25 protein-coding genes are annotated in these 24,025 nt (G+C 64.4%); 6 read left to right on the top strand and 19 right to left on the bottom strand.

What is annotated here, in order from left to right:
- Window positions 1–5: 5 nt before the first annotated feature.
- Entirely contained in the window at window positions 6–1,097 is a 1,092-nt protein-coding gene (locus ASE85_RS19075; RefSeq protein ID WP_056692347.1) for a branched-chain amino acid aminotransferase, read from the bottom strand.
- Window positions 1,098–1,258: 161 nt separating this feature from the next.
- Here ASE85_RS19075 and ASE85_RS19070 point away from each other — a divergent pair, with 161 nt between their 5' ends.
- A complete protein-coding gene (locus ASE85_RS19070) occupies window positions 1,259–2,278 on the top strand; it encodes a threonine aldolase family protein (RefSeq protein ID WP_056692343.1) in 1,020 nt (339 codons plus the stop codon).
- The gene (locus tag ASE85_RS19065) at window positions 2,271–3,182 is read left to right on the top strand and encodes a DMT family transporter (protein WP_056692340.1); all 912 of its coding nucleotides are present in this window, start codon (window positions 2,271–2,273) and stop codon (window positions 3,180–3,182) included. The genes ASE85_RS19070 and ASE85_RS19065 overlap by 8 nt, the downstream gene beginning before the upstream one ends.
- Here the strand turns inward: ASE85_RS19065 and ASE85_RS19060 are convergent.
- From ASE85_RS19060 to ASE85_RS19005, 12 genes are all read right to left on the bottom strand, one after another.
- A complete protein-coding gene (locus ASE85_RS19060; RefSeq protein ID WP_082462925.1) occupies window positions 3,098–3,331 on the bottom strand; it encodes a hypothetical protein in 234 nt (77 codons plus the stop codon). The genes ASE85_RS19065 and ASE85_RS19060 overlap by 85 nt on opposite strands.
- Window positions 3,332–3,406: 75 nt before the next feature.
- The gene (locus ASE85_RS19055; protein WP_056692335.1) at window positions 3,407–4,201 is read right to left on the bottom strand and encodes an NAD(P)-dependent oxidoreductase; all 795 of its coding nucleotides are present in this window, start codon (window positions 4,199–4,201) and stop codon (window positions 3,407–3,409) included.
- 126 nt (window positions 4,202–4,327) lie between these two features.
- Complete coding sequence (locus tag ASE85_RS19050) at window positions 4,328–4,690, bottom strand: HesB/IscA family protein (protein WP_056692333.1); 363 nt, start codon at window positions 4,688–4,690, stop codon at window positions 4,328–4,330.
- Window positions 4,690–5,154 carry an SUF system Fe-S cluster assembly protein gene (locus tag ASE85_RS19045; protein ID WP_056692330.1) on the bottom strand — a complete coding sequence of 155 codons (465 nt, stop codon included), beginning with the start codon at window positions 5,152–5,154 and terminating at the stop codon, window positions 4,690–4,692. The genes ASE85_RS19050 and ASE85_RS19045 overlap by 1 nt, the downstream gene beginning before the upstream one ends.
- The gene (locus ASE85_RS19040) at window positions 5,147–6,358 is read right to left on the bottom strand and encodes a cysteine desulfurase (RefSeq protein ID WP_056692327.1); all 1,212 of its coding nucleotides are present in this window, start codon (window positions 6,356–6,358) and stop codon (window positions 5,147–5,149) included. The genes ASE85_RS19045 and ASE85_RS19040 overlap by 8 nt, the downstream gene beginning before the upstream one ends.
- On the bottom strand, window positions 6,355–7,107 hold the full coding sequence (locus tag ASE85_RS19035; protein WP_056692324.1) for a SufD family Fe-S cluster assembly protein: 753 nt from the start codon (window positions 7,105–7,107) through the stop codon (window positions 6,355–6,357). Before ASE85_RS19035 ends, ASE85_RS19040 begins: the two co-directional genes overlap by 4 nt.
- Complete coding sequence (gene sufC, locus ASE85_RS19030) at window positions 7,104–7,865, bottom strand: Fe-S cluster assembly ATPase SufC (protein ID WP_056692321.1); 762 nt, start codon at window positions 7,863–7,865, stop codon at window positions 7,104–7,106. Before sufC ends, ASE85_RS19035 begins: the two co-directional genes overlap by 4 nt.
- A 3-nt stretch (window positions 7,866–7,868) precedes the next feature.
- Window positions 7,869–8,324: a hypothetical protein gene (locus ASE85_RS19025; protein ID WP_056692319.1), complete on the bottom strand. Its 456-nt coding sequence runs from the start codon at window positions 8,322–8,324 to the stop codon at window positions 7,869–7,871.
- Window positions 8,321–8,722 (bottom strand): endonuclease domain-containing protein, encoded by a 402-nt coding sequence (locus ASE85_RS19020; protein WP_056692674.1) that lies wholly within the window; start codon window positions 8,720–8,722, stop codon window positions 8,321–8,323. The genes ASE85_RS19025 and ASE85_RS19020 overlap by 4 nt, the downstream gene beginning before the upstream one ends.
- Before the next feature lie 104 nt (window positions 8,723–8,826).
- A complete protein-coding gene (gene sufB / locus ASE85_RS19015; protein WP_056692317.1) occupies window positions 8,827–10,314 on the bottom strand; it encodes a Fe-S cluster assembly protein SufB in 1,488 nt (495 codons plus the stop codon).
- Window positions 10,311–10,721, bottom strand: a complete 411-nt coding sequence (locus tag ASE85_RS19010) for an RrF2 family transcriptional regulator (protein WP_056692314.1) — start codon at window positions 10,719–10,721, stop codon at window positions 10,311–10,313. Before ASE85_RS19010 ends, sufB begins: the two co-directional genes overlap by 4 nt.
- Window positions 10,722–10,945: 224 nt before the next feature.
- The gene (locus ASE85_RS19005; RefSeq protein WP_056692311.1) at window positions 10,946–11,887 is read right to left on the bottom strand and encodes a helix-turn-helix domain-containing protein; all 942 of its coding nucleotides are present in this window, start codon (window positions 11,885–11,887) and stop codon (window positions 10,946–10,948) included.
- Window positions 11,888–12,239: 352 nt separating this feature from the next.
- On the opposite strand from ASE85_RS19005, the gene ASE85_RS19000 reads away from it, so the two are divergent.
- Window positions 12,240–13,295, top strand: coding sequence for a quinone-dependent dihydroorotate dehydrogenase (locus ASE85_RS19000; protein WP_056692307.1), 1,056 nt, complete (start codon window positions 12,240–12,242; stop codon window positions 13,293–13,295).
- Between the two features lie 67 nt (window positions 13,296–13,362).
- Here the strand turns inward: ASE85_RS19000 and ASE85_RS18995 are convergent, their stop codons facing one another.
- Window positions 13,363–13,860, bottom strand: a complete 498-nt coding sequence (locus tag ASE85_RS18995; RefSeq protein WP_056692304.1) for a GNAT family N-acetyltransferase — start codon at window positions 13,858–13,860, stop codon at window positions 13,363–13,365.
- A gap of 140 nt (window positions 13,861–14,000) precedes the next feature.
- Between ASE85_RS18995 and ggt the strand changes: the two genes are divergently transcribed.
- Entirely contained in the window at window positions 14,001–15,701 is a 1,701-nt protein-coding gene (gene ggt, locus ASE85_RS18990) for a gamma-glutamyltransferase (RefSeq protein WP_056692300.1), read from the top strand.
- Window positions 15,702–15,743: 42 nt separating this feature from the next.
- On the opposite strand, the gene ASE85_RS18985 is transcribed toward ggt, so the two are convergent.
- The 3 genes from ASE85_RS18985 to ASE85_RS18975 all read right to left on the bottom strand — a co-directional run bounded on the left by ASE85_RS18985 (window position 15,744) and on the right by ASE85_RS18975 (window position 17,395).
- Window positions 15,744–16,241 carry a hypothetical protein gene (locus ASE85_RS18985; RefSeq protein WP_056692671.1) on the bottom strand — a complete coding sequence of 166 codons (498 nt, stop codon included), beginning with the start codon at window positions 16,239–16,241 and terminating at the stop codon, window positions 15,744–15,746.
- A gap of 62 nt (window positions 16,242–16,303) precedes the next feature.
- Window positions 16,304–16,729 carry a SufE family protein gene (locus ASE85_RS18980; RefSeq protein ID WP_056692297.1) on the bottom strand — a complete coding sequence of 142 codons (426 nt, stop codon included), beginning with the start codon at window positions 16,727–16,729 and terminating at the stop codon, window positions 16,304–16,306.
- 141 nt (window positions 16,730–16,870) lie between these two features.
- Window positions 16,871–17,395, bottom strand: coding sequence for a hypothetical protein (locus ASE85_RS18975; protein WP_056692294.1), 525 nt, complete (start codon window positions 17,393–17,395; stop codon window positions 16,871–16,873).
- 125 nt (window positions 17,396–17,520) lie between these two features.
- On the opposite strand from ASE85_RS18975, the gene ASE85_RS18970 reads away from it, so the two are divergent.
- Together ASE85_RS18970 and ASE85_RS18965 are read left to right on the top strand one after the other, a co-directional pair.
- Window positions 17,521–18,411 carry an aldose 1-epimerase family protein gene (locus tag ASE85_RS18970; protein WP_056692292.1) on the top strand — a complete coding sequence of 297 codons (891 nt, stop codon included), beginning with the start codon at window positions 17,521–17,523 and terminating at the stop codon, window positions 18,409–18,411.
- A 150-nt stretch (window positions 18,412–18,561) separates the two neighbouring features.
- On the top strand, window positions 18,562–20,139 hold the full coding sequence (locus ASE85_RS18965) for a peptide chain release factor 3 (RefSeq protein ID WP_056692290.1): 1,578 nt from the start codon (window positions 18,562–18,564) through the stop codon (window positions 20,137–20,139).
- Between the two features lie 86 nt (window positions 20,140–20,225).
- Here the strand turns inward: ASE85_RS18965 and ASE85_RS18960 are convergent, their stop codons facing one another.
- Together ASE85_RS18960 and ASE85_RS18955 are read right to left on the bottom strand one after the other, a co-directional pair.
- On the bottom strand, window positions 20,226–21,476 hold the full coding sequence (locus ASE85_RS18960; protein ID WP_056692288.1) for a spinster family MFS transporter: 1,251 nt from the start codon (window positions 21,474–21,476) through the stop codon (window positions 20,226–20,228).
- Between the two features lie 154 nt (window positions 21,477–21,630).
- A complete protein-coding gene (locus ASE85_RS18955) occupies window positions 21,631–23,991 on the bottom strand; it encodes a TonB-dependent receptor (RefSeq protein ID WP_056692286.1) in 2,361 nt (786 codons plus the stop codon).
- Window positions 23,992–24,025: the final 34 nt, after the last annotated feature.

Below are 24,025 nucleotides of genomic sequence, written 5' to 3'. Positions count from 1 at the left end.
TAAGATTAGATCGTGCGGACCCAGCCCGCCGGATCGGCCACCACGCCGCGCTGGATACCCGTCAGTTCGGCGCGCAGCGTTTCCGTCACCAGACCGCCATCGCCATTGCCGACGGTGAAGTCGCCATCGACGCTCTTGACCGTACCGATTGCGGTGACGACCGCCGCCGTGCCGCAGGCAAAGGCCTCGCGCAGCTTGCCGCTGGCCGCGTCGGCACGCCACTGGCCAAAGCTGTACGGTTCTTCCCGTACGTCATGCCCCTTGGCGCGGGCGAGCGAGATGATCGAATTGCGGGTGATGCCGGGCAGGATCGTGCCGCCCAGCGGCGGGGTGACGATCGACCCGTCATCCATCACGAAGAAGACGTTCATGCCGCCCAGTTCTTCGACCCACTTATTCTCGGCGGCGTCGAGGAAGACGACCTGGTCGCAACCATGGCCGATCGCTTCCTTCTGCGCCACCAGCGATGCGGCATAGTTGCCGCCGCATTTGGCCGCGCCGGTGCCGCCGCGCGCCGCGCGGGTGTAATGTTCCGACACCCACAGGGTCACGGCCTTCTTGCCGCCCTTGAAATAGGCGCCGACGGGCGAGGCGATGACGCAGAAAATATATTCGTTCGACGGCCGGACGCCCAGAAAGGCTTCGCTGGCGAACATGAAGGGGCGGAGATACAGGCTGCCTTCGCCCGCCGGAATCCAGTCGGCGTCGATCTGCACCAACTGTTCGATCGCTTCCATGAACAGGTCCTGCGGAATGGCGGGCATGGCCAGCCGCTCGGCCGAATCCGCAAAGCGGCGCGCATTTTCCTCCGGGCGGAACATGGCGATGCTGCCATCTTCCAGGCGATAGGCCTTCATCCCTTCGAAGATTTCCTGCGCATAATGCAGCACCGCGCAGGCGGGATCGAGCTGGAACGGCGCGCGCGCCTCCACCTTATGGCTGTGCCAGCCCTGCCCCTCGGTATAGCGGATCGTCACCATATGGTCGGTGAAGAGCCGGCCGAAACCAGGATCTTCGAGCAATACAGCGCGCTTGTCCGCCGGCACAGCCTGGCTGTTGCGGGTGACGGTGAAACGCGACGTCTGCTCGGCGGCCATGGTGAGTCTCCTTGTTCTGGCTCGGACGAGGCCGCCTATGTCACAGAGCGGCCAGTGAAACAATGGGTCATATACACTGCCATATTCCACGATCGGAAAAAGGCCGGTTGCGCGCCGCTGGCCTCTTCCCGCCTGCTTGTCGTCCGGTTATCGCAGGCGCCATGCACTTTTTCTCCGACAATGTGACGCCCATCGCCCCCGCCATCATGGCCGCCATCGCCGATGCCGACCGGGCCGACCATGGCTATGATGGCGACGCCTGGAGCGCGCGGCTGGACGGCGCCTTTTCCGACCTGTTCGACACGCCGGTCAACGCGCTGTGGGTATCGACCGGCACGGCGGCCAACTGCATCGCGCTCGCCACATTATGCCCGCCCTATGGCGGCATCCTCTGCCATGAAGAGGCGCATATCGTCGCGGACGAATGCGGCGCACCGGGCTTCTTCACCCATGGCGCCACCCTGATGCCGCTGCCGGGCGCCGGCGCGAAGCTGACGCCGCAAGCCATGACCGACCGGCTGAAGACGATCCGCCCCGACGTGCATCAGGTGCCGGCCCGCGCGATCAGCATCACCAACGCCACCGAATATGGGCTGGTCTACACGCCGGATGAGGTCGCCGCACTGGGCGAGATCGCCAAAGCCAACGGCCTTGGCTTCCATATGGACGGCGCGCGGTTCGCCAATGCGGTCGCGCATCTGGGCTGCGCACCCGCCGACGTCACCTGGCGCGCGGGCGTGGACGCGCTCTCCTTCGGCTGCGTCAAGAATGGCGGCATGGTGGGGGAGGCCTTGCTCTTCTTCGGAAAACAGGCGCCCGTCCGCGCCACCGAAGCCAAGCGCTGGCGCAAGCGGTCGGGTCATCTCTTCTCCAAGGGCCGCTATCTCGCCGCGCAGATTCTCGCCATGATCGCCAATGACCTGTGGCTGGCCAATGCCCATGCCGCGAACGGAGCCGCGCAGGCACTGGCGCAGGGCGCGACCGGCCGGCTGATGCACCCGGTCGAGGCCAATGAGCTGTTCATCCGCCTCACCGCCGACGAAGCCGCCAGCCTGCGGGCACAAGGCTTCGATTTCTACGACTGGGGTGAGGGCGCCGCGCGGCTCGTCACCAACTGGTCCCAGGATGCCGCCAGCGTCGCGCCGCTGGCAGATGCGCTCAAAGCCCTCGACCGTGGCTGAGGAGGCGAAGGGCGGCGTCGTCCTGCCGTTCATCCTCGTCGTCCTGATCTGGAGTTCGACCTGGATCGTCATCCGCGACCAGATCGGGTCGGTGCCGGCCAGTTGGTCGGTCTGCTATCGTTTCGCGCTGGCGGGCGTCGCCATGGCCGCCTTTGCCCGGATGCGCGGCGTGTCGCTCGCCATCGGGCGCAGCGGCCTGATCTACGCTGCGCTGCTCGGCGTCGCGCAATTCGTGTTCAATTTCAACTTCGTCTATCGCGCCGAACATTATCTGACATCCGGGCTGGTCGCGGTCGTCTATGCGATGCTGCTGATCCCCAATTCCATCCTCGCCTTCCTCATCTTCCGCCAACCGGTCAGCCGCGCCTTCATCGGCGGATCGGTGGTGGCGGTGACGGGGATCGTGCTGATGCTGCTGCATGAATATCATGCCGCCCTGTTGGAGACCGGGGCGGTCAGTCCCGACATGGTGGTGCTGGGCGCGGCCTTTTCTCTCGCCGGGCTGATGAGCGCCTCGGCCGCCAATGTGATGCAGGGGATGGAGATTGCCCGCCGCCTGCCGATGGTGGCGGTGCTGGCCTGGGCCATGCTGATCGGCGCGGGGGTGGATGCGCTCTATGCCTGGGCGACGATCGGCCCGCCGACCTTCGACACCCGCATCGGCTACATATTGGGCGTGGGCTGGCTTGGCATTGCCGGATCGGTCGTCACCTTCCCGCTCTATTTCACCCTGATCCAGCGCATGGGCGCGGGTCGCGCGGCCTATACCGGCGTCCTGATCCCGGTGATCGCGATGCTGATCTCGACCCTGGCGGAGGGCTATCGCTGGTCCATGCTGGCCATCTTCGGCGCATTGCTGGCCGTGGCAGGCATGGCCATCGCCCTGCGATCGAAAGCGGCTTGACGCGCGCCCGGCTGGTAACGCAGCTTGGCGGCATTGACCTTGTCCAGCAGGCTGGCGATCGACGGCGCGACCGCCCCCGAACGGCCGGGCACGGTCAGGTCGTTCATCCGGTGGCTGAGTTCCGAAAATCTCTGGTCGATGCGGGTCATGGGGCAGTCCTTATGCAGTGCTGCCCCGCTTGTCGGTCGCCCCGGTTAACAAGGCGTAAACCATGCGCCGGACTTCTACAGACAGGCGCGCAGTCCCTGCGCATAGGTCGGATAGAGCGGCGTCCAGCCAAGCAATCGCTTCGCCCGGCCATTGGCTACCCGCCGGTTTTCGGCATAGAAAGCCCGCGCCATCGGTGACAGCCCGGCTTCGTCCAGCGTCTGTAAGGGCGGCCATGCCATTCCCAGCAGGTCGCAGGCCGCCTCTATCACAGCATTCTGCGCGCAGGGCAGGTCGTCCGCCAGATTATAGACGCCCGCCGGCCCGTCGAACGACGCGATCACCCCGGCGACGATATCGTCCACATGGACACGGCTGAACAGCTGATCCGGCAGGGCGATGCGATGCGCCTTGCCCTCCTGTACCCGCTCCAGCGCCGACCGGCCGGGACCATAGATGCCGGGCAGGCGAAAGCGGCGCATGTCGGCACGCAGCGCCCCCCATGCCATATCCGCCGCCGCCCGCGCGGTACGGCGGCCTTGCCCGACCGGGCTGCCTTCATCCACCCAGGCCCCGGCCGCATCGCCATAGACGCCGGTGGAAGAGAGATAGCCGGTCCAGATCGCGGGCGCGGCGGCAATGGCGTCGCCATAGCGGCCCAGTACCGGATCGGCGTCGCCCTCTGGCGGAACGGAAGAGAGGATATGGGTGGCCTGTGCGATCGCGGCGCGGACGGCGCGGTCGTCGTCAAACGCCAGCGCGTCGGCATTGGCGCTGCGGCGGACGCCGGTGACGGCCCAGCCCTCGCGGCGCAGGCGAGCGGCAAGGCGGCCGGCGGTATAGCCCATGCCGAGAATGAGCATGTGCACCAATGCAACCTCCGTCCGCGAAAGGCTTGGAGCGCGCTGCGTTAAATCCGACGCAGGTCGCGCGCTCCAGTTTTCTGTTGTCGCATCATTTTAAGCGAAAAACCGGTTCCCACTTTTTCGCACGATGCTCTAAACCGTAAAGCTTTCGCCGCAGCCGCAACTGCCCTTGGCATTGGGATTGGCGAAGACGAACCCGGCGGTGAAATCATCCTCCACCCAGTTCATCGTCGATCCGATCAGATACAGCACCGACGCCCCGTCGATGTAGAGGACGCCGCCGGGCGTTGCGATCTTCTCGTCGAACTTCACTTCTTCGCGCACATAATCGACCGAATAGGCCAACCCCGAACAGCCGCGCTTGGGCGTCGACAGCTTGACGCCGATCGTGCCTTCGGGCGCCTGCGCCATCAGGTCGGCGATACGCTGCTCCGCGCTTTGCGTCAGGATGACGGCAGCGGGGCGGGCGCGGGTCTTGGTTGTCGCCTCGGTCATCACAGCATCCCCAGTTCGAGCTTCGCCTCGTCGCTCATCTTCTGCGGATCCCATGGCGGGTCCCAGACGAGGTTGACCTGCGCATCGCCCACGCCCGGCACCGCGCCGACGCGCAGTTCGACTTCGCCCGGCATGGATTCGGCGACCGGGCAGTGCGGCGTCGTCAGCGTCATGGTCACCACGGCATGGCCATCTTCGGTGACGTCCACGCCGTAGATGAGGCCAAGGTCATAGATATTCACCGGAATTTCCGGGTCATAGATTTCCTTGAGCGCGTCGATGATCCCGTCATACAGGTCGCCGCCCGGCTCGCCCGCCGGCGTTTCCACCGGCTTCTGCGACAGGAATCCGTCCAGATAGTCACGCTGGCGCGGTTCTTCGTCCACGCGCACCTTGGGCGGTGCGTCCACCGCATCCACTTCCTCGACCAAAATCTTGCGTTCCTCGGAATTTGTATCAGTCATGGGCAAAAATCTTTCTGACCCGCTCCAGTCCCTGGACCAGCGCATCCACATCGCTGTCGTCGCTGTAGATGCCAAAGCTGGCCCGCGCGGTCGCCTCGACGCCCAGATGGCGCATCAGCGGCTGTGCGCAATGATGGCCGGCCCGGATCGCGACGCCCGTTTCATCCAATATGGTGCCGACATCGTGCGGATGCACCCCCTCCACCTCGAAAGAAAGGATACCCGCGCTATCGTCCGGCCCGAACAGGCGGACGCTGTTGATATTGTCCAGCGCGGCCCGCGCCTTGGCCACCAGCGCACATTCATGCGCATGGATCGCATCCAGCCCGATGCCCTGCACATAATCGATCGCGGCGGACAGGCCGACGACGCCGGTGATATGCGGCGTCCCGGCCTCGAACCGGGTCGGCGCGGGGGCGTAGGTCGTCTTTTCGAACGTCACCTTGTCGATCATCGACCCGCCACCCTGATAGGGCGGCATCGCGTCCAACAGGTCCTTGCGGCCCCACAGCACGCCGATGCCGGTCGGGCCATAGAGCTTGTGCGCGGAAAAGACGTAGAAATCGCAATCGAGCGCAGCCACATCGACGGCAAGGCGCGGCACGGCCTGACAGCCGTCGATCAGGATCTTCGCGCCGACCATATGGGCGATGTCGGCGGCGCGGCGCACATCCAGCACGCTGCCCAGCACGTTGGACACATGCGCCAGCGCAACCATGCGATGCTGCGGCGTGATCATCGCGCGCATCGCGTCAAGGTCGATCCGGCCGTCTTGCGTCAGCGGCACGACGTCGATCGCCGCGCCGACTTTCTCCGCCACGATCTGCCAGGGCACGATATTGCTGTGATGCTCCAGCATGGAGAGCAGGATGCGGTCGCCCGCCTTCAACTGCGTCCCGGCCCAGCATTGCGCGACCAGGTTGATGCCCTCGGTCGCGCCGCGGACATAGACGATCTCGCTGTCCGACGCCGCGCCGATGAAGCCCGCGACCTTCCGCCGCGCCGCTTCATAGGCGAGCGTCATATTGGCCGACCGTTCGTACACGCCGCGATGCACCGTCGCATAATCGGGACCATAAGCGCGAGCGATGGCGTCGATCACGGCATTGGGCTTCTGCGCAGTGGCGGCGCTGTCCAGGTAATGCCAATCACCGACACCGGGGAAATCATCCCGCAAACGCAGGCCCTGTGCGACATCCGTCATACCAAAGCCTCCAGCTTGGCGATCGCGGCCGCTTCCAGCGCATCCTTGACCGCTTCGTCCGCCACATCGTCGAACACGCCCGCGACGAAGGCCTTCAGCAGCAGCGTCTTGGCGGTCGCCGGGTCCATGCCGCGCGACGCCATGTAGAACAGCGCCTGTTTGTCCAGTTCGCCCACCGTCGCGCCATGGGCGCATTTCACGTCGTCGGCGAAGATTTCCAGTTCCGGCTTGGCGTTGGCCGTGGCGGTGCGGTCGAGCAGCATCGCCTTGATCGACTGGAAAGCGTCGGTGCGCTGCGCGTCGCGCGCGACGTTGATGCTGCCCAGATAGCTGCCCGTCGCGCGCTGGCCGAGAATGGATCGGATCGTCTGGCCGCTGGTCGAATCCGGCTTGGCATGGGTGACGCTGGTGATGATCTCCAGCGTCTGGTCGCCGCCGCCCAATATCGCGCCATTCAGCTCGAAATGCGCGTTGCTGCCGATCGTCACGTCGAAGGTCACGCGGCCCAGCTTCCCGCCGACATTGAGCACATGAAAATCACATCGCGCTCCGTCCGCGATGGTGATGACATAGTCATGCACCGCCGCCGCGCCTTCGCCTGCATCCTGCAACAGGTGATGGCGCGCCGTTTCGCCCTCCGCCACGTCGATGCGCGTCGGTGCGGGCGTCGGCCACACGCTTTCCAGCGCCGAAAGGTCGCTATAGCGCCATGCTTCATCTTTGCGCGTCGGGAGCGTCAGGGCGTTCACGCGGTCACCACCTCTGCCCCAAGAACCTCGGCATAGCCTTCGCGTTCCAGTTCCAGCGCCAGTTCCGGCCCGCCCGACTTGACGATCCGGCCGGCCGCCAGAACATGGACGAAGTCCGGCTTCACATAATCCAGCAGCCGCTGATAATGGGTGATCAGCAGCACCGCCTTGTCGGACTTGCGCATGATCGCGTTGATGCCCGCGCCCACGATCTTCAGGGCGTCGATGTCGAGGCCGCTATCCGTCTCATCGAGGATCGCCAGCTTCGGATCGAGAATGCCCATCTGCACCATTTCCGCGCGCTTCTTCTCGCCGCCTGAAAAGCCGACATTCACCGGACGCTTGAGCATCTCCATGTCGAGGCCCAGCAGACCGGCCTTTTCCTTGGCCAGCTTGATGAACTCGCCACCGTTCAGTTCCTTCTCGCCGCGCGCGCGGCGCTGCGAATTGAGGCTCTCGCGCAAAAATTGCAGGTTGGACACGCCGGGAATCTCGACCGGGTACTGGAAACCCAGGAACAGGCCGGCCGCCGCACGCTCATGCGGGTCCATATCGAACAGGTCCGCACCATCGAACGTCGCCGTGCCGCCCGTCACCTCATAATGGGGGCGGCCACCCAGCGTATAGGCCAGCGTCGATTTGCCCGCGCCGTTCGGTCCCATGATCGCATGGATTTCGCCCGCGTTGATCTGGAGCGACAGGCCCTTCAGGATCGCCTTGCCGTCAATCTCGTTGGTCAGTTGGTCGATCGTCAGCATCTCTTATCCCTCATGCGCGCGCTGGAGCGTCCGCGCGGTCCAGAACGCCATGTCGCGCACGTCGCCCGGCGCGGGGAACAGCGTGTCGATATGGCGCTTGATCGGCATATAGGGCCACCAGTCGGCCCCCTCTTCCGGCGCGCCCTTTTCCAGCAGCGCGACGACGAATTCGCTGACCGGCCCCATGCGGGCCAGGTTCGGCGCCTTCGCCTTGTGGAACGCCTTGTCCTTGCGCAGCTTCTCGGTCATCGCGGCGTCGGCTTTTTGCAGCGCGTCGCGGCTCTGCGCCTCATAGGCGTCGAGGTCGCCAAAATCCTTGACGGCACGGGCCTGCAACTCGCCCTCTTCCAGCTCATAATCCTCGGTCAGGATGCGGATCGCGGCGGTCCATGACTGGCCGTTGCTCACATCCTCCGCAAAATCGGCGAGGGCATCCTGGATATCGTCTTCGTCGCTCAAGTTAATCGTCCTTGCGGGTTCATGAGCCCCTCCCCTTCAGGGGAGGGGTTGGGGTGGGGCGCTCGCCAGTCAGGAAGGCTTTCTAGGTGGTCGAGCAGCGCCTGCCCAATGCCTTCCAGATTGTGCATTACCTCTTCATTAGAGATGCGAAAAACATGGTAGCCCAACGCTTCGAGTTTCGCCGTCCGGCGTTCATCGGCCTCCGGATCGATATGGGTATGGCCATCGACCTCGATGATCAGCGCTTTTTGCGGACACAGAAAGTCGGCAATCGCATCACCAATCACAGATTGTCGACGAAACTTGTAACCGCCCAATTGCGAGCGCGACAAAATGCCCCACAGTCGCACTTCCGGCTCCGTCGGATTACTGCGGTTGGTGCGGGCGTTGCGCGCCATCGAAGCGAGCCGCCCAGCGGAGACGCCCCACCCCCGGCCCCTCCCCTGAAGGGGAGGGGAGTCTATCTGGATTGCCCAGTCGTTAAGATCGGTCTGCTGTCCCACTAGCCAACCGAGCCTTCCAGCGAGATCCCCAGCAGCTTCTGCGCCTCGACGGCAAACTCCATCGGCAGTTGTTGCAGCACTTCCTTCGCAAAGCCGTTGACGATCAGGCCGACCGCGCTTTCCTGATCCAGCCCGCGCTGCATCGCGTAGAAGAGCTGGTCGTCGGAAATCTTCGACGTCGTCGCTTCATGCTCGATCTGCGCGCTCGGATTGCGCACCTCGATATAGGGCACGGTATGCGCGCCGCATTGATCCCCCAGCAGGAGCGAATCGCACTGGGTGAAGTTGCGCACCCCCTCCGCCCCCGGCGCCACGCGCACCAGCCCGCGATAGGTGTTGTTCGACCGCCCAGCCGAAATCCCCTTCGACACGATGGTCGATCGCGTGTTCTTGCCGTTGTGGATCATCTTGGTGCCGGTATCGGCCTGTTGCATATTATTCGTCAGCGCCACAGAGTAGAACTCGCCGACGCTATTCTCGCCGTTCAGCACGCAGGACGGATATTTCCAGGTGATCGCGGAGCCAGTTTCCACCTGCGTCCACGACACCTTGCTGTTCCTGCCCTGACACAACGCCCGCTTGGTCACGAAATTATAGATGCCGCCCTTGCCGTCCGCGTCGCCCGGATACCAGTTCTGGACGGTCGAATATTTGATCTCCGCATCGTCCAGCGCGACCAGTTCCACAACGGCAGCATGCAACTGATTCTCGTCGCGCATCGGCGCGGTGCAGCCTTCCAGATAGCTGACATAGCTCCCCTCGTCCGCGACGATCAGCGTGCGTTCAAATTGCCCCGTATTCTCCGCATTGATGCGGAAATAGGTGCTGAGTTCCATCGGGCAACGCACGCCCTTCGGGATATAAACGAAGGTGCCGTCCGAAAAGACCGCGCAGTTGAGGGTCGCGAAGTAGTTGTCGTGCATCGGCACGATCTTGCCCAGCCACTTGCGGATCAGGTCGGGATATTCGCGCACCGCCTCGCTGATGGAGCGGAAGATGACCCCTGCCTCTTCCAACTCCTTGCGGAAGGTGGTGGCGACCGAAACGCTGTCGAACACGGCGTCCACCGCGATCCTGCGGCTGCCCTTCACGCCGGCGAGCATTTCCTGCTCGGCGATCGGGATGCCCAGCTTCTGATAGGTCGCCAGAATCTCCGGATCGACCTGATCGAGCGAATCCAGTTCGACCTTCTTCTTCGGCTCGGCGTAATAATAGGCGTCCTGATAGTCGATCGGCGGGACGTTCAGCTTCGCCCAGTCGGGCGGCGTCATCGTCTTCCACATCGCGAACGCCTTCAGCCGCCAGTCGAGCAGCCATTGCGGCTCCTTCTTCTTGGCGGAAATGAAGCGGACCGTATCCTCGTTCAGCCCCTTGGGCGCGAAATCCTGTTGGATGGCGGACGACCAGCCATGCTCATAGGTCGATGCGCGATCGGCGGCATCCTGCGCTTCTTGGTTGCGGACGGTGGTAGCTGCTTCCTGGGTCATGCCATTTCTCGTGTCAGGCTGGCGATGGTGACGTTCGCCAAAGCTTCGCGGATGGCGTTGTTCGCCACGTTCATATGCGGACGGATGCGGCAATCCTGTTCAAGATTGCAGTCATGCGCGCCCTGTTCGCTGCATGCGGTCATGGCGATCGGTCCTTCGACCGCCTCCACCACATCGGCCAGCGTGATGGTGGCCGGCGGGCGCGACAGCCGCACGCCACCGCCGGTGCCCCGGCTCGATTCGAGCAGCCCGGCCGCCGACAGGCGGCTCACCAGCTTTTGCGCGGTGGGCAGCGGAATGCCGGTTTCGGCGCTCAGCGTGGTCGCGTTCATGCGAACGCCCCCGCAATGGCGAGCGGCGGCGGACATCAACACGACCGCATAATCGGCAAAGCTCGATAATTTCATATCAATTGCGAACCATTCTCAAATCGGACCGATTCCATCCGATTGGGCGCATGTGGTCCCGCGCACGCAGTTAATCAAGGCAATTTTTGCTTGGGAAGGCGCAGAACAATGCGCACCCAACAAATCCGTTCGGGCTGAGCCTGTCGAAGCCTCTTTCCTGTCTTGAGGCAGCGTCACCCTTCGACGGGCGCCGGGCGAACGGATTTAGAAGCCGCTCTGAACGCCTAACTCAACCGATTCAGCACCGCCACGTCGCCACCCAGCGAGCGGCGCAACAGCGTCAGTTGCGCCACCGCCGACGGTTCGGTCTGCAACTGGTGCGGGGTCAGGCCGATGAAATGCTTGATTTCCCGGATGAAGTGCGACTGGTCGTAAAAGCCGCCCTCGTCGCACAATTGCTGCCAGCTCACTCCGTCCAGCGCGATCCGCGCCGAACAGCGCAACGCCCGATATTTGCGCGCCAGCAGCTTGGGCGGGGCGCCATAATATTTATTGGCCAGCCGGGCGAGCTGGCGCGGCGACAGGCCCGTCGTCTCGGCCAATGTCTCGATGCGCGGCGACCCTTCGTCCACCAGCCAGGCATCGATCGCCGCCAGCAATTCCCATGTCGCCGGGCGCAGTGTACGGACCAGCTTCCCCAGTTCCGCCCAGCACAGCGCCGCCATCGCATCGGCATCGTCGCCCAGCGCGCGCACCCCCTCCAGCAGGCGCTGATAGACATCGCCCCGTTCCGCCGCCAGATCGCACAGCCGATCGGCCAGTTGGCTGGCATCGCCGCCATGCAGCGCCACCCATCCCGCCGGCAGGAGCGAAATGCCCATCACCCGCGCGGGCCGGTCCAGTTCGAACCGCGTCGCGCCCATCGTCGGCCCCAGCAGGCAGACGTCGGGCGTGGCCATCGCCGTCCCGTCCTGGAAATGATATTGGCCGCCCCCTGCCAGCATCAGCCGCAATTGCGGCACATCGGCACGGGTCGCGTCGGCATAATGGTCGGCCGACACCGTGAAATAATAGAGCGATCCGAAATAGGCGCGCAAATGTGCGGGCGGCGCGAAATAGCGCAGCCGGACAGGTCCCTGTGCGGCATCGACCGTATAGGACAACGGTCCGCGGTCATCCGGCAACGCGATCGCGCGCGCCACATTATCGCTGTATTGCGACCCCATGTTTTCACCCCTGCCGTTCACTATGCGCCAACATCGGCGCGGCGCAAGCGGCGGAAAGGAAAAATGGTAAAGTTTTTCGACACGTAACGGCGATGCGCCAAAAAAATGACCCGGCGGTTTGCACCGCCGGGTCAGTAAAAGGTCTCATTGGCCACAGGCCAGAGAGCCTTCGGGTCGCAAGGCGGCTTTACGCCCGAATCACAGCAACTTTATTGGATGAAACGGACATTTTTCGCGCGCAAACGGTCTCATTCATGACGTTTCCTGTTATGAAATAACCTTGCCCCCGCCTTGTTGCCCCTTGGCCACAGTGACTCGACGGGCCGGTGGTCCGCTGGCATAGGCGTGGCCCATGTCCTATCGCCTGATCCGCCCGCTGCTGTTCGCCCTGGATGCCGAACGCGCCCACCATCTTTCGATCGCCGCGCTGCGCTTCATGCCCACGCCCGCACCGCTGGGCGTCGATCCGATGCTGGAATCGGTAGTGGCGGGAATCCGCTTCCCCAACCCCGTGGGCCTGGCTGCGGGCTATGACAAGGACGGGCGGATCGCGCACAAGATGCACGGCCTGGGTTTCGGCTTTGCCGAACTCGGCACGCTGACCCCGCTGGCCCAGCCGGGCAATCCGCAGCCGCGCCTGTTCCGGCTGGTGGAGGACCGCGCCGTCATCAACCGCTTCGGCTTCAACAATGGCGGTCAGGGCGCGGCAGCCGACCGCATCGCCCGCTATCGCCGGCCGATCGGACAGGGACCGGTGATCGGCATCAATATCGGCGCGAACAAGGACGCAACGGCCGCCGGGCGCGGCATCGCCGACTATGTGACCGGCGTCACCTGCATGGCCCCGCTGGCCGATTATCTGACGATCAACATCTCCTCCCCCAACACGCCGGGCCTGCGCGCGCTGCAAGGCCGCGCCGCACTGGACGACCTGTTGTCGGCGGTCATGGCCGCGCGCGGGGCGGATACCACACCAATCTTCCTGAAGGTCGCACCCGATCTGGAACCGGCCGATGTGGAGGATATCACCGCCGCCTGCCTCGACCATCGCGTCGATGCGCTGATCATATCCAACACCACCCTGTCGCGCCCGGCGCTGCGTTCGGCCCATGCGGGCGAAACGGGCGGCCTGTCCGGCGCGCCGCTGACCGATCTGTCGCTGGCCCGGCTTCGGGACTTCCGCCGCCTGGCCGGCACGCGCCTGCCGCTGATCGGCGTGGGCGGCATAGCCAATGCGGACCAGGCCTATGCCCGCATCCGCGCCGGCGCGTCGCTGGTCCAGCTCTACAGCGCGCTGGTCTATGAAGGGCCATATCTGGCGAAGCGGATCAACATCGGGCTGAAGACACTGATGGCCCGCGACGGGGTGAAGACGATCGCCGAACTGGTGGGCATCGACGCGCAATAGGATCGGACGGAGTGGTTAGCTTGGGACCGTCCGCGTTTGACGAACGACGCGCAAAAGCGGGCGCTGCCTACCCGGTAAAAGCTGGGGCATAATCGACACGTCCAGCCGGAGTTTTTTGGGCAGTCAGGCTTAGCTGCATGAAATATTCAGGTGGCGCTCCTTCGTACCGCAACGCATCATCACGCTCGAAGCCGAAGCGGCTATAATAAGCCGGATCACCAAGAACCACGCAGCCGGCGGCGCCGTTGGAACGGAGTCGTTCAAGCCCCCTGCGTATCAGGGCCGAGCCGATGCCCGACGACTGATGATGCGGTTCGACCGCTACCGGCCCCAGCCCGAACCATTTGCTCTGCGTGCCATCAATCGTGACGGGTGAAAAGGCGACATGCCCCACCACCACCGCATCCTCGACCGCTACCAACGATATTGTGAGAACCTTGGCGGCCCGCAATCTGTCGATTATTGCAGGTTCAGTTTGGTCACTATGTTCCGCGCCGGCAAAGGCCCGTGCCGTCACATCGGCGATGGAGGCGTGATCGTCCTCTTGTTCGTCTCGGATCAACATCGCTCCCAGTATAGCGGATGTCTGCTATCGATCGTCAAGGCTTCCGGCTTCACTGTCCGCTTCTGCGCCCCAATCCCCTGCCATGCCCAATCCCGCCACAAAGGGTTGCGGCGCACAACCTTATGGCTAGGGTGACGGCCATGATCTCCCGCCTTCCGCGCCTGCTGGCCCCGCTCGCCCTCATCGCCCTCATCCCCGCACCCGCCGCCGCCCGCGCGCCGGTGTCGACCAACGCCACCGTTTCCGCCGCCGATCCGCGCGCGGCGCAGGCCGGGCAGGAAATCCTGCGCAAGGGCGGCAGCGCCACCGACGCCGCGATCGCGATGATGCTGACTCTCAATGTGGTGGAGCCGCATAATAGCGGCATCGGCGGCGGCGGCTTCCTGATGCACCATGACGGCGCGACCGGCCTGCTGGAATCGATCGACGGCCGCGAAACTGCGCCGGCCGCCGCGCGACCCGATCGCTTCATGGGACCGGACGGCAAGCCCCTGCCCTTCATCCAGGCCTGGCCGGGCGGCTATTCCGCCGGGGTGCCGGGCAATCTGCGCATGGCATGGGACGCGCACAGGCAATGGGGCAAGCTGCCCTGGGCCGACCTGTTCGCGCCTGCGATCCGCTATGCACAGGATGGCTTCGACCTTGGCGAACGCACCGCCACCGCGCTGCGCGCCACGCAGGGCATCTGGGCCGACTTCCCGGAAATCCAGAAAGCCTTCTGGATCGACGGCGCGCCCCCGCCGGTCGGTACGCACCTTAAAAATCTGCCGCTCGCCGCCCTGTTCAAACGGATCGCGGCGGAGGGACCGGACGCCTTCTACACCGGCGAAAATGCCCGCCTCATCAGCGCCGCCGTCACCAATGCGCCCAAGAACCCGGTCCCGATGACGGAAACAGACCTTGCCGGCTATCAGGCCAAGCCGCGCAAGCCGGTCTGCGGGCATTATCGCGCCTATACCGTCTGCGGCATGGGGCCGGCGTCGGCCGGCGGCGTCACCGTGCTGGAAATCCTCGGCATGGTGGAGCGCTTCCCGCTGGCGCAATGGGGCAAGGATGATCCGCGTAGCTGGCATGTCATCGGCGAAGCGATGCAGCTCGCCTATGCCGATCGCGAAACCTGGCTGGGCGATCCCGATTTCGTGTCGGTCCCGGTCAGCGGCATGATCGACCCCGCCTATCTGAAACAGCGTTCCTCGCTCATCCGCCTGAACAAGGCGCTCAATGTCTACAAGCCCGGCACTCCGCCCGGCGCACAGCCGCGCACCGCATCGCTGCCCCAGCCCGAAAGCGGCACCAGCCATTTCGTCGCGGTGGACCGCAATGGCGACATCGCCGCCTGGACCTCCACGATCGAAAGCTTCTTCGGCAGCCAGTTGATCGCCAATGGCGTGATCCTGAACAACGAACTGACCGATTTCAGCTTCACCCCCGAAAAGGACGGCAAGCCGGTCGCCAACCGGGTGGAGGCGGGCAAGCGGCCCCTCTCCTCCATGTCGCCGACCATCGTCTATGACGACAAGGGCACGCCGATCTTCACCGTGGGGGCGGCGGGCGGCAAGACCATCATCATGCAGGTGGCCAAGGCGCTGATCGCCCATTTCGACTGGGGCCTGTCCGCGCAGGATTCGATCGCGCACGGCCTCATCTTCTTCAACGGCGACGGGCTGGTGCTGGAACAGGGCACCTCGGTCGAAGCGATGAAGGCGCCACTGGAGAAACTGGGCCACCGCGTCAGCGTCAACCGCATGGGGTTGAAGGCCAATGCCGCCGAACGCCTGCCCGACGGCCACTGGCAGGGCGCCGCCGACCCGCGCAGTCCCGGCGTGTCGTTGCAGGAATAAGGCAGGGTTCCCCGGCGCAGACCGGGGAACAGAGGCCCGCATTCACCCCTTCAGATCCAGCCCCGCGACGTTGAACTCGAACGGCGCGGTCTGGGCCTTGCCGTCCACGATCAGGTTGACCTTCAGGCTCTTGGCATCCTTGATCGTGGCATAGGCGCCCTGCGACGGCGCGATCGCGATGCCATCATCATTGGTCGCCATCCGCCCCTGCCACTCATGCGTCTTGCCATCATCCGTGGTCGCCGTGATCCGGCAGTCCGACATGTCGCAGGTGAAGGGTGCGCCGACCAGCTTGACCGTGACGTCCGCCCCGCCTTCCTTCAACGGCTGGACCAGCAGGACGGAAAATGTGTCGGGCGCGGTCATGGTCTGCACCGCGTTGGCGCTGCCGATATAGGCGACCTTGGGCCGGCCGCCGCCTTCCGCGCCCTCATATTTCCATACCTGGCCGATCTGCTCGCGCTGGGTCGGTTCCTTCGGCTTCTTGTCGGCGCAGGCCGCCAGCGTGGCAACGGCCGCAATCATCATGATGGCGCGCATGGCGTCATATCCTTCCACATTTAGTTACGGAAGGATAATGTCCGAACCGGCCTGGGGTTTCCTCAGGCGGTGTAACGGGCCGCTGTTTCGCGGATCAGCGCGATCATATTGGGGATGCCCTGCGTCCGGTTGGAACTGAGCTGGTTCTTGAGGTCGAACGGCGCCAGCGCGCCCTCGATATCGGCTGCGGCGATGTCCGCCGGCGCACGATCCTGCACGGTCAGCAGCACCAGCGCGATGATCCCCTTGGTGATCGCGGCATTGCTATCCGCCAGAAAATGCAGCCGCGCGTCGTCCAGTACCGTGGGATAGACCCATACCGCCGCCGAACAGCCCCGCACCAGGGTCGCGTCGGTCTTGAGCGCGTCCGGCATATCCTCCAGCCCGCGCCCCAGGTCGATCAGCAGCCGATAGCGATCGTCTGCATCCAGAAATTCATATTCTTCCTGAAGGTCGGCAAGGTTCGGCAGGTCGGTCATGCCCGCCATATAGGCGCAAACGGCGCAGGCGAAAGCCGCTTTTGACGACAAACGCCCTCCAGCCGTCCGAAACTGCCTACAACATCATGCCACAAACGCGACGTCATGCTGAACCAGGTTCAGCATGACGTCAGGAGGGGAAAGTCGGACCTAACTCACCACCTTGCATCCCTTGGTCGCCGCCATGCCGCGCAGATAGCCGCGCCGCGCCACGCCCGCCGTCACCGCCGCCTGCAAGCGCCGCTCGGCCGGGGCTGCACCGCTGATCTCACGGACGAGGCCACGGAACGGGATCAGCGAATTGACCACCGTCTTGCCCACCGCCTCGGCGATCTTGCCGGTGCGATTCTCGTTCGCCTTGGCCCCCTGGGTAAAATCGTCGCCCAGCACGGCGTTCAATTCGCCCAGCGACGCCTTCAGCCCCTTGCAGGTACGCGACGGCGGCGCGGCATAGGGATTGTCCACCGCCTTCAGCAGCACCGGCGGAATCTCCTCCTTGTCCAGCCCCACGTCACGCGCCGGCTGGATGGCGATCTTGCCCGCCTTGTCCAGATTGCCGTCCTTCTTGTCCGCCTCTTCCTGCTTGGCCTTGTCTTGGTTCTGGTTCTGGTCCTGGGCCAGCGCCGCGCCGGGCATGAGCAGCACCAGGGCGGTTGCGATTGCGATTGATTTCATGATGGTCCTCCGCTGCGCAGAACCAGCGATCGACGCTATCGGTTCCCTGCCGAAACGAACAGCGAAGGAGACAGCTACACGCAGCCCCGCTATGCGAGGCCCATCCCCATGCAGGAGGCCCATCCTTGTCCGCATCCGACCCGCATTTCACCATCGCCTCGACCGCTCTTTCCGCCAGCATCGACTCGCTCGGCGCGGAACTCTGCTCGCTGACGGACAGCGAAGGCCGCGCGCTGATGACCGATGCCGATCCGCGCTGGTGGACCGGCCATGCGCCGTTGCTCTTCCCCTTCGTCGGCCGGTCGCGCGGCGACGCCTACCGGCTCGACGGGCAGGATTATCCCATGCCCCAGCATGGCTTTGCCCGGCGCAAACCCTTCGTCCCGGTGGCGCGCGATGATGCCAGCCTGACCCTGCGGCTGGAGGCGGATGACGAAAGCCGCGCCATCTATCCCTTCGACTTCCGCCTCGACATGGGTTTCGCCCTCCAAGGCGCCACGCTGCGCATGACCGCCACGGTCAGCAATCGCGGGGAGGCGCACATGCCCTTCTCCTTCGGCTATCATCCCGCCTTCGCCTGGCCGCTCCCCTATGGCGGCACGGTGGAGGATCATCGCATCATCTTCGAGAAGCCCGAACCCGCCCCGATCCGCAAGGTCGGTGCCGAACCCGGCCTGATCGCCCGTGAAGCCGCGCCCTCGCCGGTAAAAGGCGACACGCTCGCCCTCACCCATGCGATGTTCGAAGGGGACGCGCTCATCTGGGACGATCTCGCCAGCCGATCGCTGACCTGGGGCGTCCCCGGCCGGCCGCATCTTCGCATCGACTTCCCCGACACGCCCTGGCTGGGCCTGTGGCAGAAACCCGGCGCCCATTATCTGTGCGTCGAACCCTGGGCCGGCATGGCCGATCTGGTCGGGTTCGACGGTGATGTCTGGGCCAAGCAGGGCATCATGACGCTGCTGCCGGGCGACGCCCGCAGCTTCCGCATGGACGTCAGCCTGATTGGCGACTAAGTAGCCCGCTTTCCGTTCGTCCTGAGTAGCCGCTGCGCTTGTCGAAGCGGCGTATCGAAGGATGGGTTTGGCGCGCATGCTTCGATACAGGCCTTCGCCATGCTCAGTCCCTGCTCGGCACGGACGGCTGTTGTTATTTCTGGACGCGCCATGACCATCCCATCCCGCCGCACCTTCGCCATCATTTCCCACCCGGACGCCGGCAAGACCACGCTGACCGAAAAGCTGCTGCTGGAAGGCGGCGCCATCCATCTGGCCGGTGAGGTCAAGGCGCGCGGCGCCAACCGTCGCGCCCGGTCCGACTGGATGAAGATCGAGCAGCAGCGCGGCATTTCCGTCACCTCGTCCGTCATGACGTTCGAGCGGACCCGCGATGGCGAAACCATCACCTTCAACCTGCTCGACACGCCGGGGCATGAGGATTTCAGCGAGGACACCTATCGCACCCTGACCGCGGTCGATTCGGCCGTCATGGTGATCGACGCGGCCAAGGGCATCGAGCCGCAGACCCGCAAGCTGTTCGAGGTCTGCCGCCTGCGCAACCTGCCGATCATCACCTTCGTCAACAAGGTCGACCGCGAAGGGCGCGAAGTCTTCGGCCTGCTCGATGAGGTTGCCGACCAGTTGCAACTCGACGTCTGCCCGATGAGCTGGCCCGCCGGCATGGGCGGCGAGTTCGAGGGCATTTACGACTTCGCCACCAACCGGCTGATGCAACCGACCGGCCCCAGCCGCGAGTTCGACGGCACCCGCCATCATCTGTCCGGCCTCGACGATCCGAAGCTGGCCGATCATCTGTCCGACCGCGCGCTCGACCGGCTGCGCGAGGAGGCCGAACTGGCGCAGGGCGGCTATGCCGAATTCGATCTCGACCGCTATCGCGCGGGCGACCTGACGCCGGTCTATTTCGGATCGGCATTGAAGCTGTTCGGCGTCACCGAACTGATCGACGCCCTGTCCGCCCATGCCCCCGCGCCGCGCGCGCAGCCGGCCGAACCCGCCGCCGTCGCACCCGACCAGAGCGAAGTCACCGGCTTCATCTTCAAGGTGCAGGCCAATATGGACCCGATGCACCGCGACCGCATCGCCTTCATGCGGCTCGTATCGGGCAAGTTCCGGCGCGGCATGAAGCTGACCCCGTCGGGCAGCGGCAAGCCGCTCGCCGTCCACTCCCCCATCCTCTTCTTCGCGCAGGACCGCGAACTGGCGGACGAGGCGTTTCCCGGCGACATCATCGGCATTCCCAATCATGGCGCGCTGCGCGTTGGCGATACGCTGTCCGAAAAGCCCGGCCTGCGTTTCACCGGCCTGCCCAATTTCGCGCCGGAAATATTGCGCCGCGTCCAGTTGAAAGACCCGACCAAGACCAAGCAGCTCCGCAAGGCGCTGGATGACCTGTCCGAAGAGGGCGTCATCCAGGTTTTCTACCCGGAAATCGGCAGCAACTGGATCGTCGGCGTGGTCGGCCAGCTTCAGCTCGAAGTGCTGATCAGCCGGCTGGAGGCTGAATATAAGGTTGCGGCCGGCCTGGAACCCTCGCCCTTCGACACGGCCCGCTGGATCAGCGGCGATGAGGCGGCGGTCAAGGATCTGGTCAGCTATAACGGCGCCAACATGGCCAAGGACCGGGACGGCAATCTCGTCTTCATGGCCCGCAGCGCCTGGGACATCGGCTATCAGCAGGAACGCCACCCCAAGGTGAAGTTCAGCGCCACCAAGGAACGCTGATTAGTGATTTGAAATCATGAATGGGCCGGTTGCTTCTGCCTGTTCACGAATGACAGCGTATCGCAACATGTGTCCAACTCGCTGTCTCACGCCGTCACCCAATCCTTGCGCAGCGCCTTGCCCGCCAGCGCCATGAACAGCCCCGCGAGTAGATAGAAGCCCAGCGCCGCGACGATCGCATAGCGCAGCGCCTCGACCCCGTAGGTCGGCGTCAGCGCGTCGGACAATGCGCCGACGCTCCATGACCCCAGCCCCAGCCCGACGAGGTTGTTGATCAGCAGGAATGTGGCCGAAGCGCTCGCCCGCATATGCGGCGGCACCAGATGCTGCACGGCGGTCAGCACCGGCCCCAGCCAGACATAGACCAGCGCCTGCGGGATCAGGAACAGGGCGAAGGCGACGGTCACGCTGCTCGACAGCACCCCGATCACGAACAGGGGCATGCCGATCACATAGCTGACCGCCGGAACCCAGGCGAAATAGGCCTTGTCCCTGTTGCCCATCGCGTCGCCCAGGAAGCCGCCCAGCAGCACGCCTGCCACCCCACCGATCAGCAACAGCCCGCCCAGAAACTGCCCCGCCCCCATCAGGTCCAGGCCAAAGCTGCGCATCAGCAGGCTCGGCAACCAGAAGGCGACGCCATAGCCGCACATCGAACTGCACGCCGCGCCCAGCGCCAGCATCCAGAAGCTGCGCTTGGCCGCGAGGATGCCGAACACGGCGCTGACCGGCACCATCTTGCCCGTCTGCACCGGCCGCGCCGGTTCCCGCACCACCAGCCGGAAAATCGGTGCGATCAGGATGCCCAGCACGCCCACCGCGATGAAGGCCGTCCGCCATTCCACCGTCTGCGCGATATAGCCGCCCAGCAGCACGCCGCCCGCCGACCCCAAGGGGATACCGAGCGAATAGACGGACAGCGCCCGCGCCCGTTGATGCTGCGGAAAATAGTCGGAAATCACGGCATAGGACGGCGCAACGCCACCGGCCTCCCCCACGCCCACGCCGATGCGGAACAGGAACATCTGGGTGAAGCTGGTCGCGATCCCGCACAGCGCGGTGAAGCCGCTCCAGATGGCCAGGCTGACGGTGATGACCCAGGTGCGGCTGGTCCGGTCCGCCAGCAACGCCAGCGGGATCGCCAGCGTCGAATAGAGCAGGGCGAAGGCGATGCCGCCCAGCGCGCCGAGTTGGGTATCGCTCAGCCCCAGCTCCGCCTTGATCGGCCCGGCGAGGATACCCAGGATCTGCCGGTCCAGGAAATTGAACGTATAGACCAGCAGCAGCATCGCCAGCACGACGCCACGATAGGCGGGAGAGGTTGTTCGATCGGTCATGAAACCCTTCTGCTGACTTTCCCCTGCTCCGTTCGTGCTGAGTAGAGGCTGAGCCTGTCGAAGCCTCGTATCGAAGCATCCTTCGATACGCCATTTCGATTTCGCTCAATGGCTACTCAGGACGAACGGATTTTTCCAGATCGTCCAATCAGGATCAGAACCTCAGCGTCCCCGTCACGAACACCTGACGCGGATTGCCGTAGAAGGCGGTCAACGTGCCTTCACGCCCCAGCGACGGCGTCGGGAAGCCGGCGGCATTGTTGATGATCGCCCCGGTCACCGGGTTGGCCGCGACGAAGGTATAGCCCGACGTCTTATATTCCTTGTCCAGGATGTTCTTGCCATGGACGCCCAGCGACCAGCGGTCGTCGGGCGCGGTATAGACGATGCTGGCGTCCCACAGCGCATAGCCCTTCTGGTCGATATAGGGGTTGGGAATTTCGAACTGATAGGTCTTGGACCGCCAGGAAACCGTGCTGCCTGCATAGAGGCTGCCATCGCCTACGGGCGTGTTGTAGCTCAGCGTCCCGCTGGCCGTCCATTTCGGCGTATTCTGCACCTGGCGATATTGCGCCACATCGGTCGGTACGCCGCCGATGTTGGCAATATATTCCCGATATTCCGCGTCGATATAGCCGATCGCGGTAGCCAGGTTCAGCCGGTCGCCGCTGGTCAGCATGTCGCGACCCAACCGTGCGTTGCTTTCGAACTCCAGCCCCTTGAACCGCGCCTTGCCCGCATTGGACACGATGCCGCAGAAGGAGGGCGTCGCCACGCCACCGACATTGACGGTGCAGGCGACCGAGCCTGGAATCTGCACATCCTTGTAGTCGGCATAGAAGCCCGCGACCGCGACAAAGAGCGCGCCGTCCATGAAATTGCCCTTGTAGCCGACCTCATAGCTGTCCACCTCTTCGGGTCGGAAGCTGAGGAAGGAGGCGATTTCGCTATCCTGCCGGATGCCGTCGCCATTCAGGTCCGGCGCATTGGTGCCCACGCCGCGCGGGTCGAAGCCGCCGCCCTTGAAGCCCTTGGAATAGCTGGCATAGATATTATGATCCTGCGTCGGCTTGTAGCTGACCGAAAAGCGCGGGGTGAATTTCCTATATTTGGCCGATCCCCGGAAATCGGTGCTGGGCGCGCCGAAGGGGAGGCCCGCGCCGCCGAAGACCGGCGACCCGCCACCCAGATAATTTTGCCGAAGAATATCCGCGCGCCGCTCGTCCCAGGTATAGCGACCACCGGCCGACACGCTGAACTGCGGGCTGAAATCATAGGTGAAGTCGCCGAAGATCGCATAGGTTTCGGTATCGACATCGGCCTGCGTGAACGCCGTCAGGCCCGCCAGCGTGGTGAAGATGCGCGTGTCGAACTGCGTGTCGGCGCTGGCGTCCAGATAGTAGAAGCCGACCATGCCCTTCAGCGGCCCGGCGTCGACCTGCAACTGCACTTCCTGGCTCAACTGTTCGTTGCGGTAGAAGGCCGGCACGTCGACATCGACGGCGGGCAAAGCGTCGAAATCGATCGGCGATGCGCTGTCATCCTTGCGCCAGGCGCTGATCGATTTCAGCGTGAAGACGTCGTTCAGCTCCGCCGAGATGTTCATCGACAGGCCGTAGGATTTGACCTGCTGCCGGGGATCGACCAGCCCGCCGCGCGTATCGAACACATTGTCCAGCACCGGCGCGCCCGACGCCTGTCCGGGGATCAGGCGGTGGCCGCCGCGCGGATTGCTCTTGTCCTTCGTATAGTCGCCGGTGATGCGCATCAGCACCGGCGCGCCATAGCCGCCCATTTCGAAGGTCGCGCGTCCGGCCCAGATATCCTTGTTGTAATTTTCCTGACCGGTGGTGAGGTTCTTGCCGAACCCGCCGCGCGACAGGCGGGCAAAGGCGCCACCGACCCGGATCAGATCGCTGATCGGCGCGGATACACTGATCAGGCCGTCCGCCTGGTCATAGCTGCCGTACGTCCCCTTCACCTTCAGCGAAAAATCCTGTGGCAGCATCCTGGTCACATATTTCACCGCGCCGCCGATCGTGTTGCGGCCATAGAGCGTGCCCTGCGGCCCGCGCAGTATCTCGATCCGCTCCACGTCATAGATATCGAGCAACGCGCCCTGCGGCCGGTTGAGATAGACATCGTCCAGATAGATGCCGACGCCCTGTTCGAAGCCCGATACCGGATCCTGCTGGCCCACGCCGCGGATGAAGGCGGTGAGGGTCGAATTGGTGCCGCGCGATGCCTCCAGCGTGGTGTTGGGGGTGATGTTGGCCAGATCGGTGATATCGATCGCCCCGCCCTTTTCCAGCGCTTCGCCGGAAAAGGCGCTGACCGCGATCGGTACGCTGACCAGAGTTTCCTCGCGCCGGCGGGCGGTGACGACGATCGGCGCGTCATCATCGGCAGCGGAAGCCTGTGGCGCAGCGTCCTGCGCCAGCACGGGCAGCGCAATCATGCCGCCCCAGGCGGCGGAAGCGAGCGCAAGAGCACGAATGGTCTGATGGGCCTTCATCGGGTCGGTCCTCTCCTGAAAATGGCGCGCCCGG

The sequence above is a fragment of the Sphingobium sp. Leaf26 genome, assembly GCF_001421665.1.
GTDB lineage: Bacteria > Pseudomonadota > Alphaproteobacteria > Sphingomonadales > Sphingomonadaceae > Sphingobium.
This window is presented reverse-complemented; position numbering and strand designations above follow the sequence as displayed.

What these genes read in the sequence shown, in the direction of transcription:
- ASE85_RS19075 (WP_056692347.1), bottom strand. Translation starts at nt 1,097, where the DNA reads ATGGCCGCCGAGCAGACGTCGCGTTTCACCGTCACCCGCAACAGCCAG.
- ASE85_RS19070 (WP_056692343.1), top strand. Translation starts at nt 1,259, where the DNA reads ATGCACTTTTTCTCCGACAATGTGACGCCCATCGCCCCCGCCATCATG.
- ASE85_RS19060 (WP_082462925.1), bottom strand. Translation starts at nt 3,331, where the DNA reads ATGACCCGCATCGACCAGAGATTTTCGGAACTCAGCCACCGGATGAAC.
- ASE85_RS19050 (WP_056692333.1), bottom strand. Translation starts at nt 4,690, where the DNA reads ATGACCGAGGCGACAACCAAGACCCGCGCCCGCCCCGCTGCCGTCATC.
- ASE85_RS19045 (WP_056692330.1), bottom strand. Translation starts at nt 5,154, where the DNA reads ATGACTGATACAAATTCCGAGGAACGCAAGATTTTGGTCGAGGAAGTG.
- ASE85_RS19040 (WP_056692327.1), bottom strand. Translation starts at nt 6,358, where the DNA reads ATGACGGATGTCGCACAGGGCCTGCGTTTGCGGGATGATTTCCCCGGT.
- sufC (WP_056692321.1), bottom strand. Translation starts at nt 7,865, where the DNA reads ATGCTGACGATCGACCAACTGACCAACGAGATTGACGGCAAGGCGATC.
- ASE85_RS19020 (WP_056692674.1), bottom strand. Translation starts at nt 8,722, where the DNA reads ATGGCGCGCAACGCCCGCACCAACCGCAGTAATCCGACGGAGCCGGAA.
- sufB (WP_056692317.1), bottom strand. Translation starts at nt 10,314, where the DNA reads ATGACCCAGGAAGCAGCTACCACCGTCCGCAACCAAGAAGCGCAGGAT.
- ASE85_RS19010 (WP_056692314.1), bottom strand. Translation starts at nt 10,721, where the DNA reads ATGAAATTATCGAGCTTTGCCGATTATGCGGTCGTGTTGATGTCCGCC.
- ASE85_RS19005 (WP_056692311.1), bottom strand. Translation starts at nt 11,887, where the DNA reads ATGGGGTCGCAATACAGCGATAATGTGGCGCGCGCGATCGCGTTGCCG.
- ASE85_RS19000 (WP_056692307.1), top strand. Translation starts at nt 12,240, where the DNA reads ATGTCCTATCGCCTGATCCGCCCGCTGCTGTTCGCCCTGGATGCCGAA.
- ASE85_RS18995 (WP_056692304.1), bottom strand. Translation starts at nt 13,860, where the DNA reads ATGTTGATCCGAGACGAACAAGAGGACGATCACGCCTCCATCGCCGAT.
- ggt (WP_056692300.1), top strand. Translation starts at nt 14,001, where the DNA reads ATGATCTCCCGCCTTCCGCGCCTGCTGGCCCCGCTCGCCCTCATCGCC.
- ASE85_RS18985 (WP_056692671.1), bottom strand. Translation starts at nt 16,241, where the DNA reads ATGCGCGCCATCATGATGATTGCGGCCGTTGCCACGCTGGCGGCCTGC.
- ASE85_RS18980 (WP_056692297.1), bottom strand. Translation starts at nt 16,729, where the DNA reads ATGGCGGGCATGACCGACCTGCCGAACCTTGCCGACCTTCAGGAAGAA.
- ASE85_RS18975 (WP_056692294.1), bottom strand. Translation starts at nt 17,395, where the DNA reads ATGAAATCAATCGCAATCGCAACCGCCCTGGTGCTGCTCATGCCCGGC.
- ASE85_RS18965 (WP_056692290.1), top strand. Translation starts at nt 18,562, where the DNA reads ATGACCATCCCATCCCGCCGCACCTTCGCCATCATTTCCCACCCGGAC.
- ASE85_RS18960 (WP_056692288.1), bottom strand. Translation starts at nt 21,476, where the DNA reads ATGACCGATCGAACAACCTCTCCCGCCTATCGTGGCGTCGTGCTGGCG.
- ASE85_RS18955 (WP_056692286.1), bottom strand. Translation starts at nt 23,991, where the DNA reads ATGAAGGCCCATCAGACCATTCGTGCTCTTGCGCTCGCTTCCGCCGCC.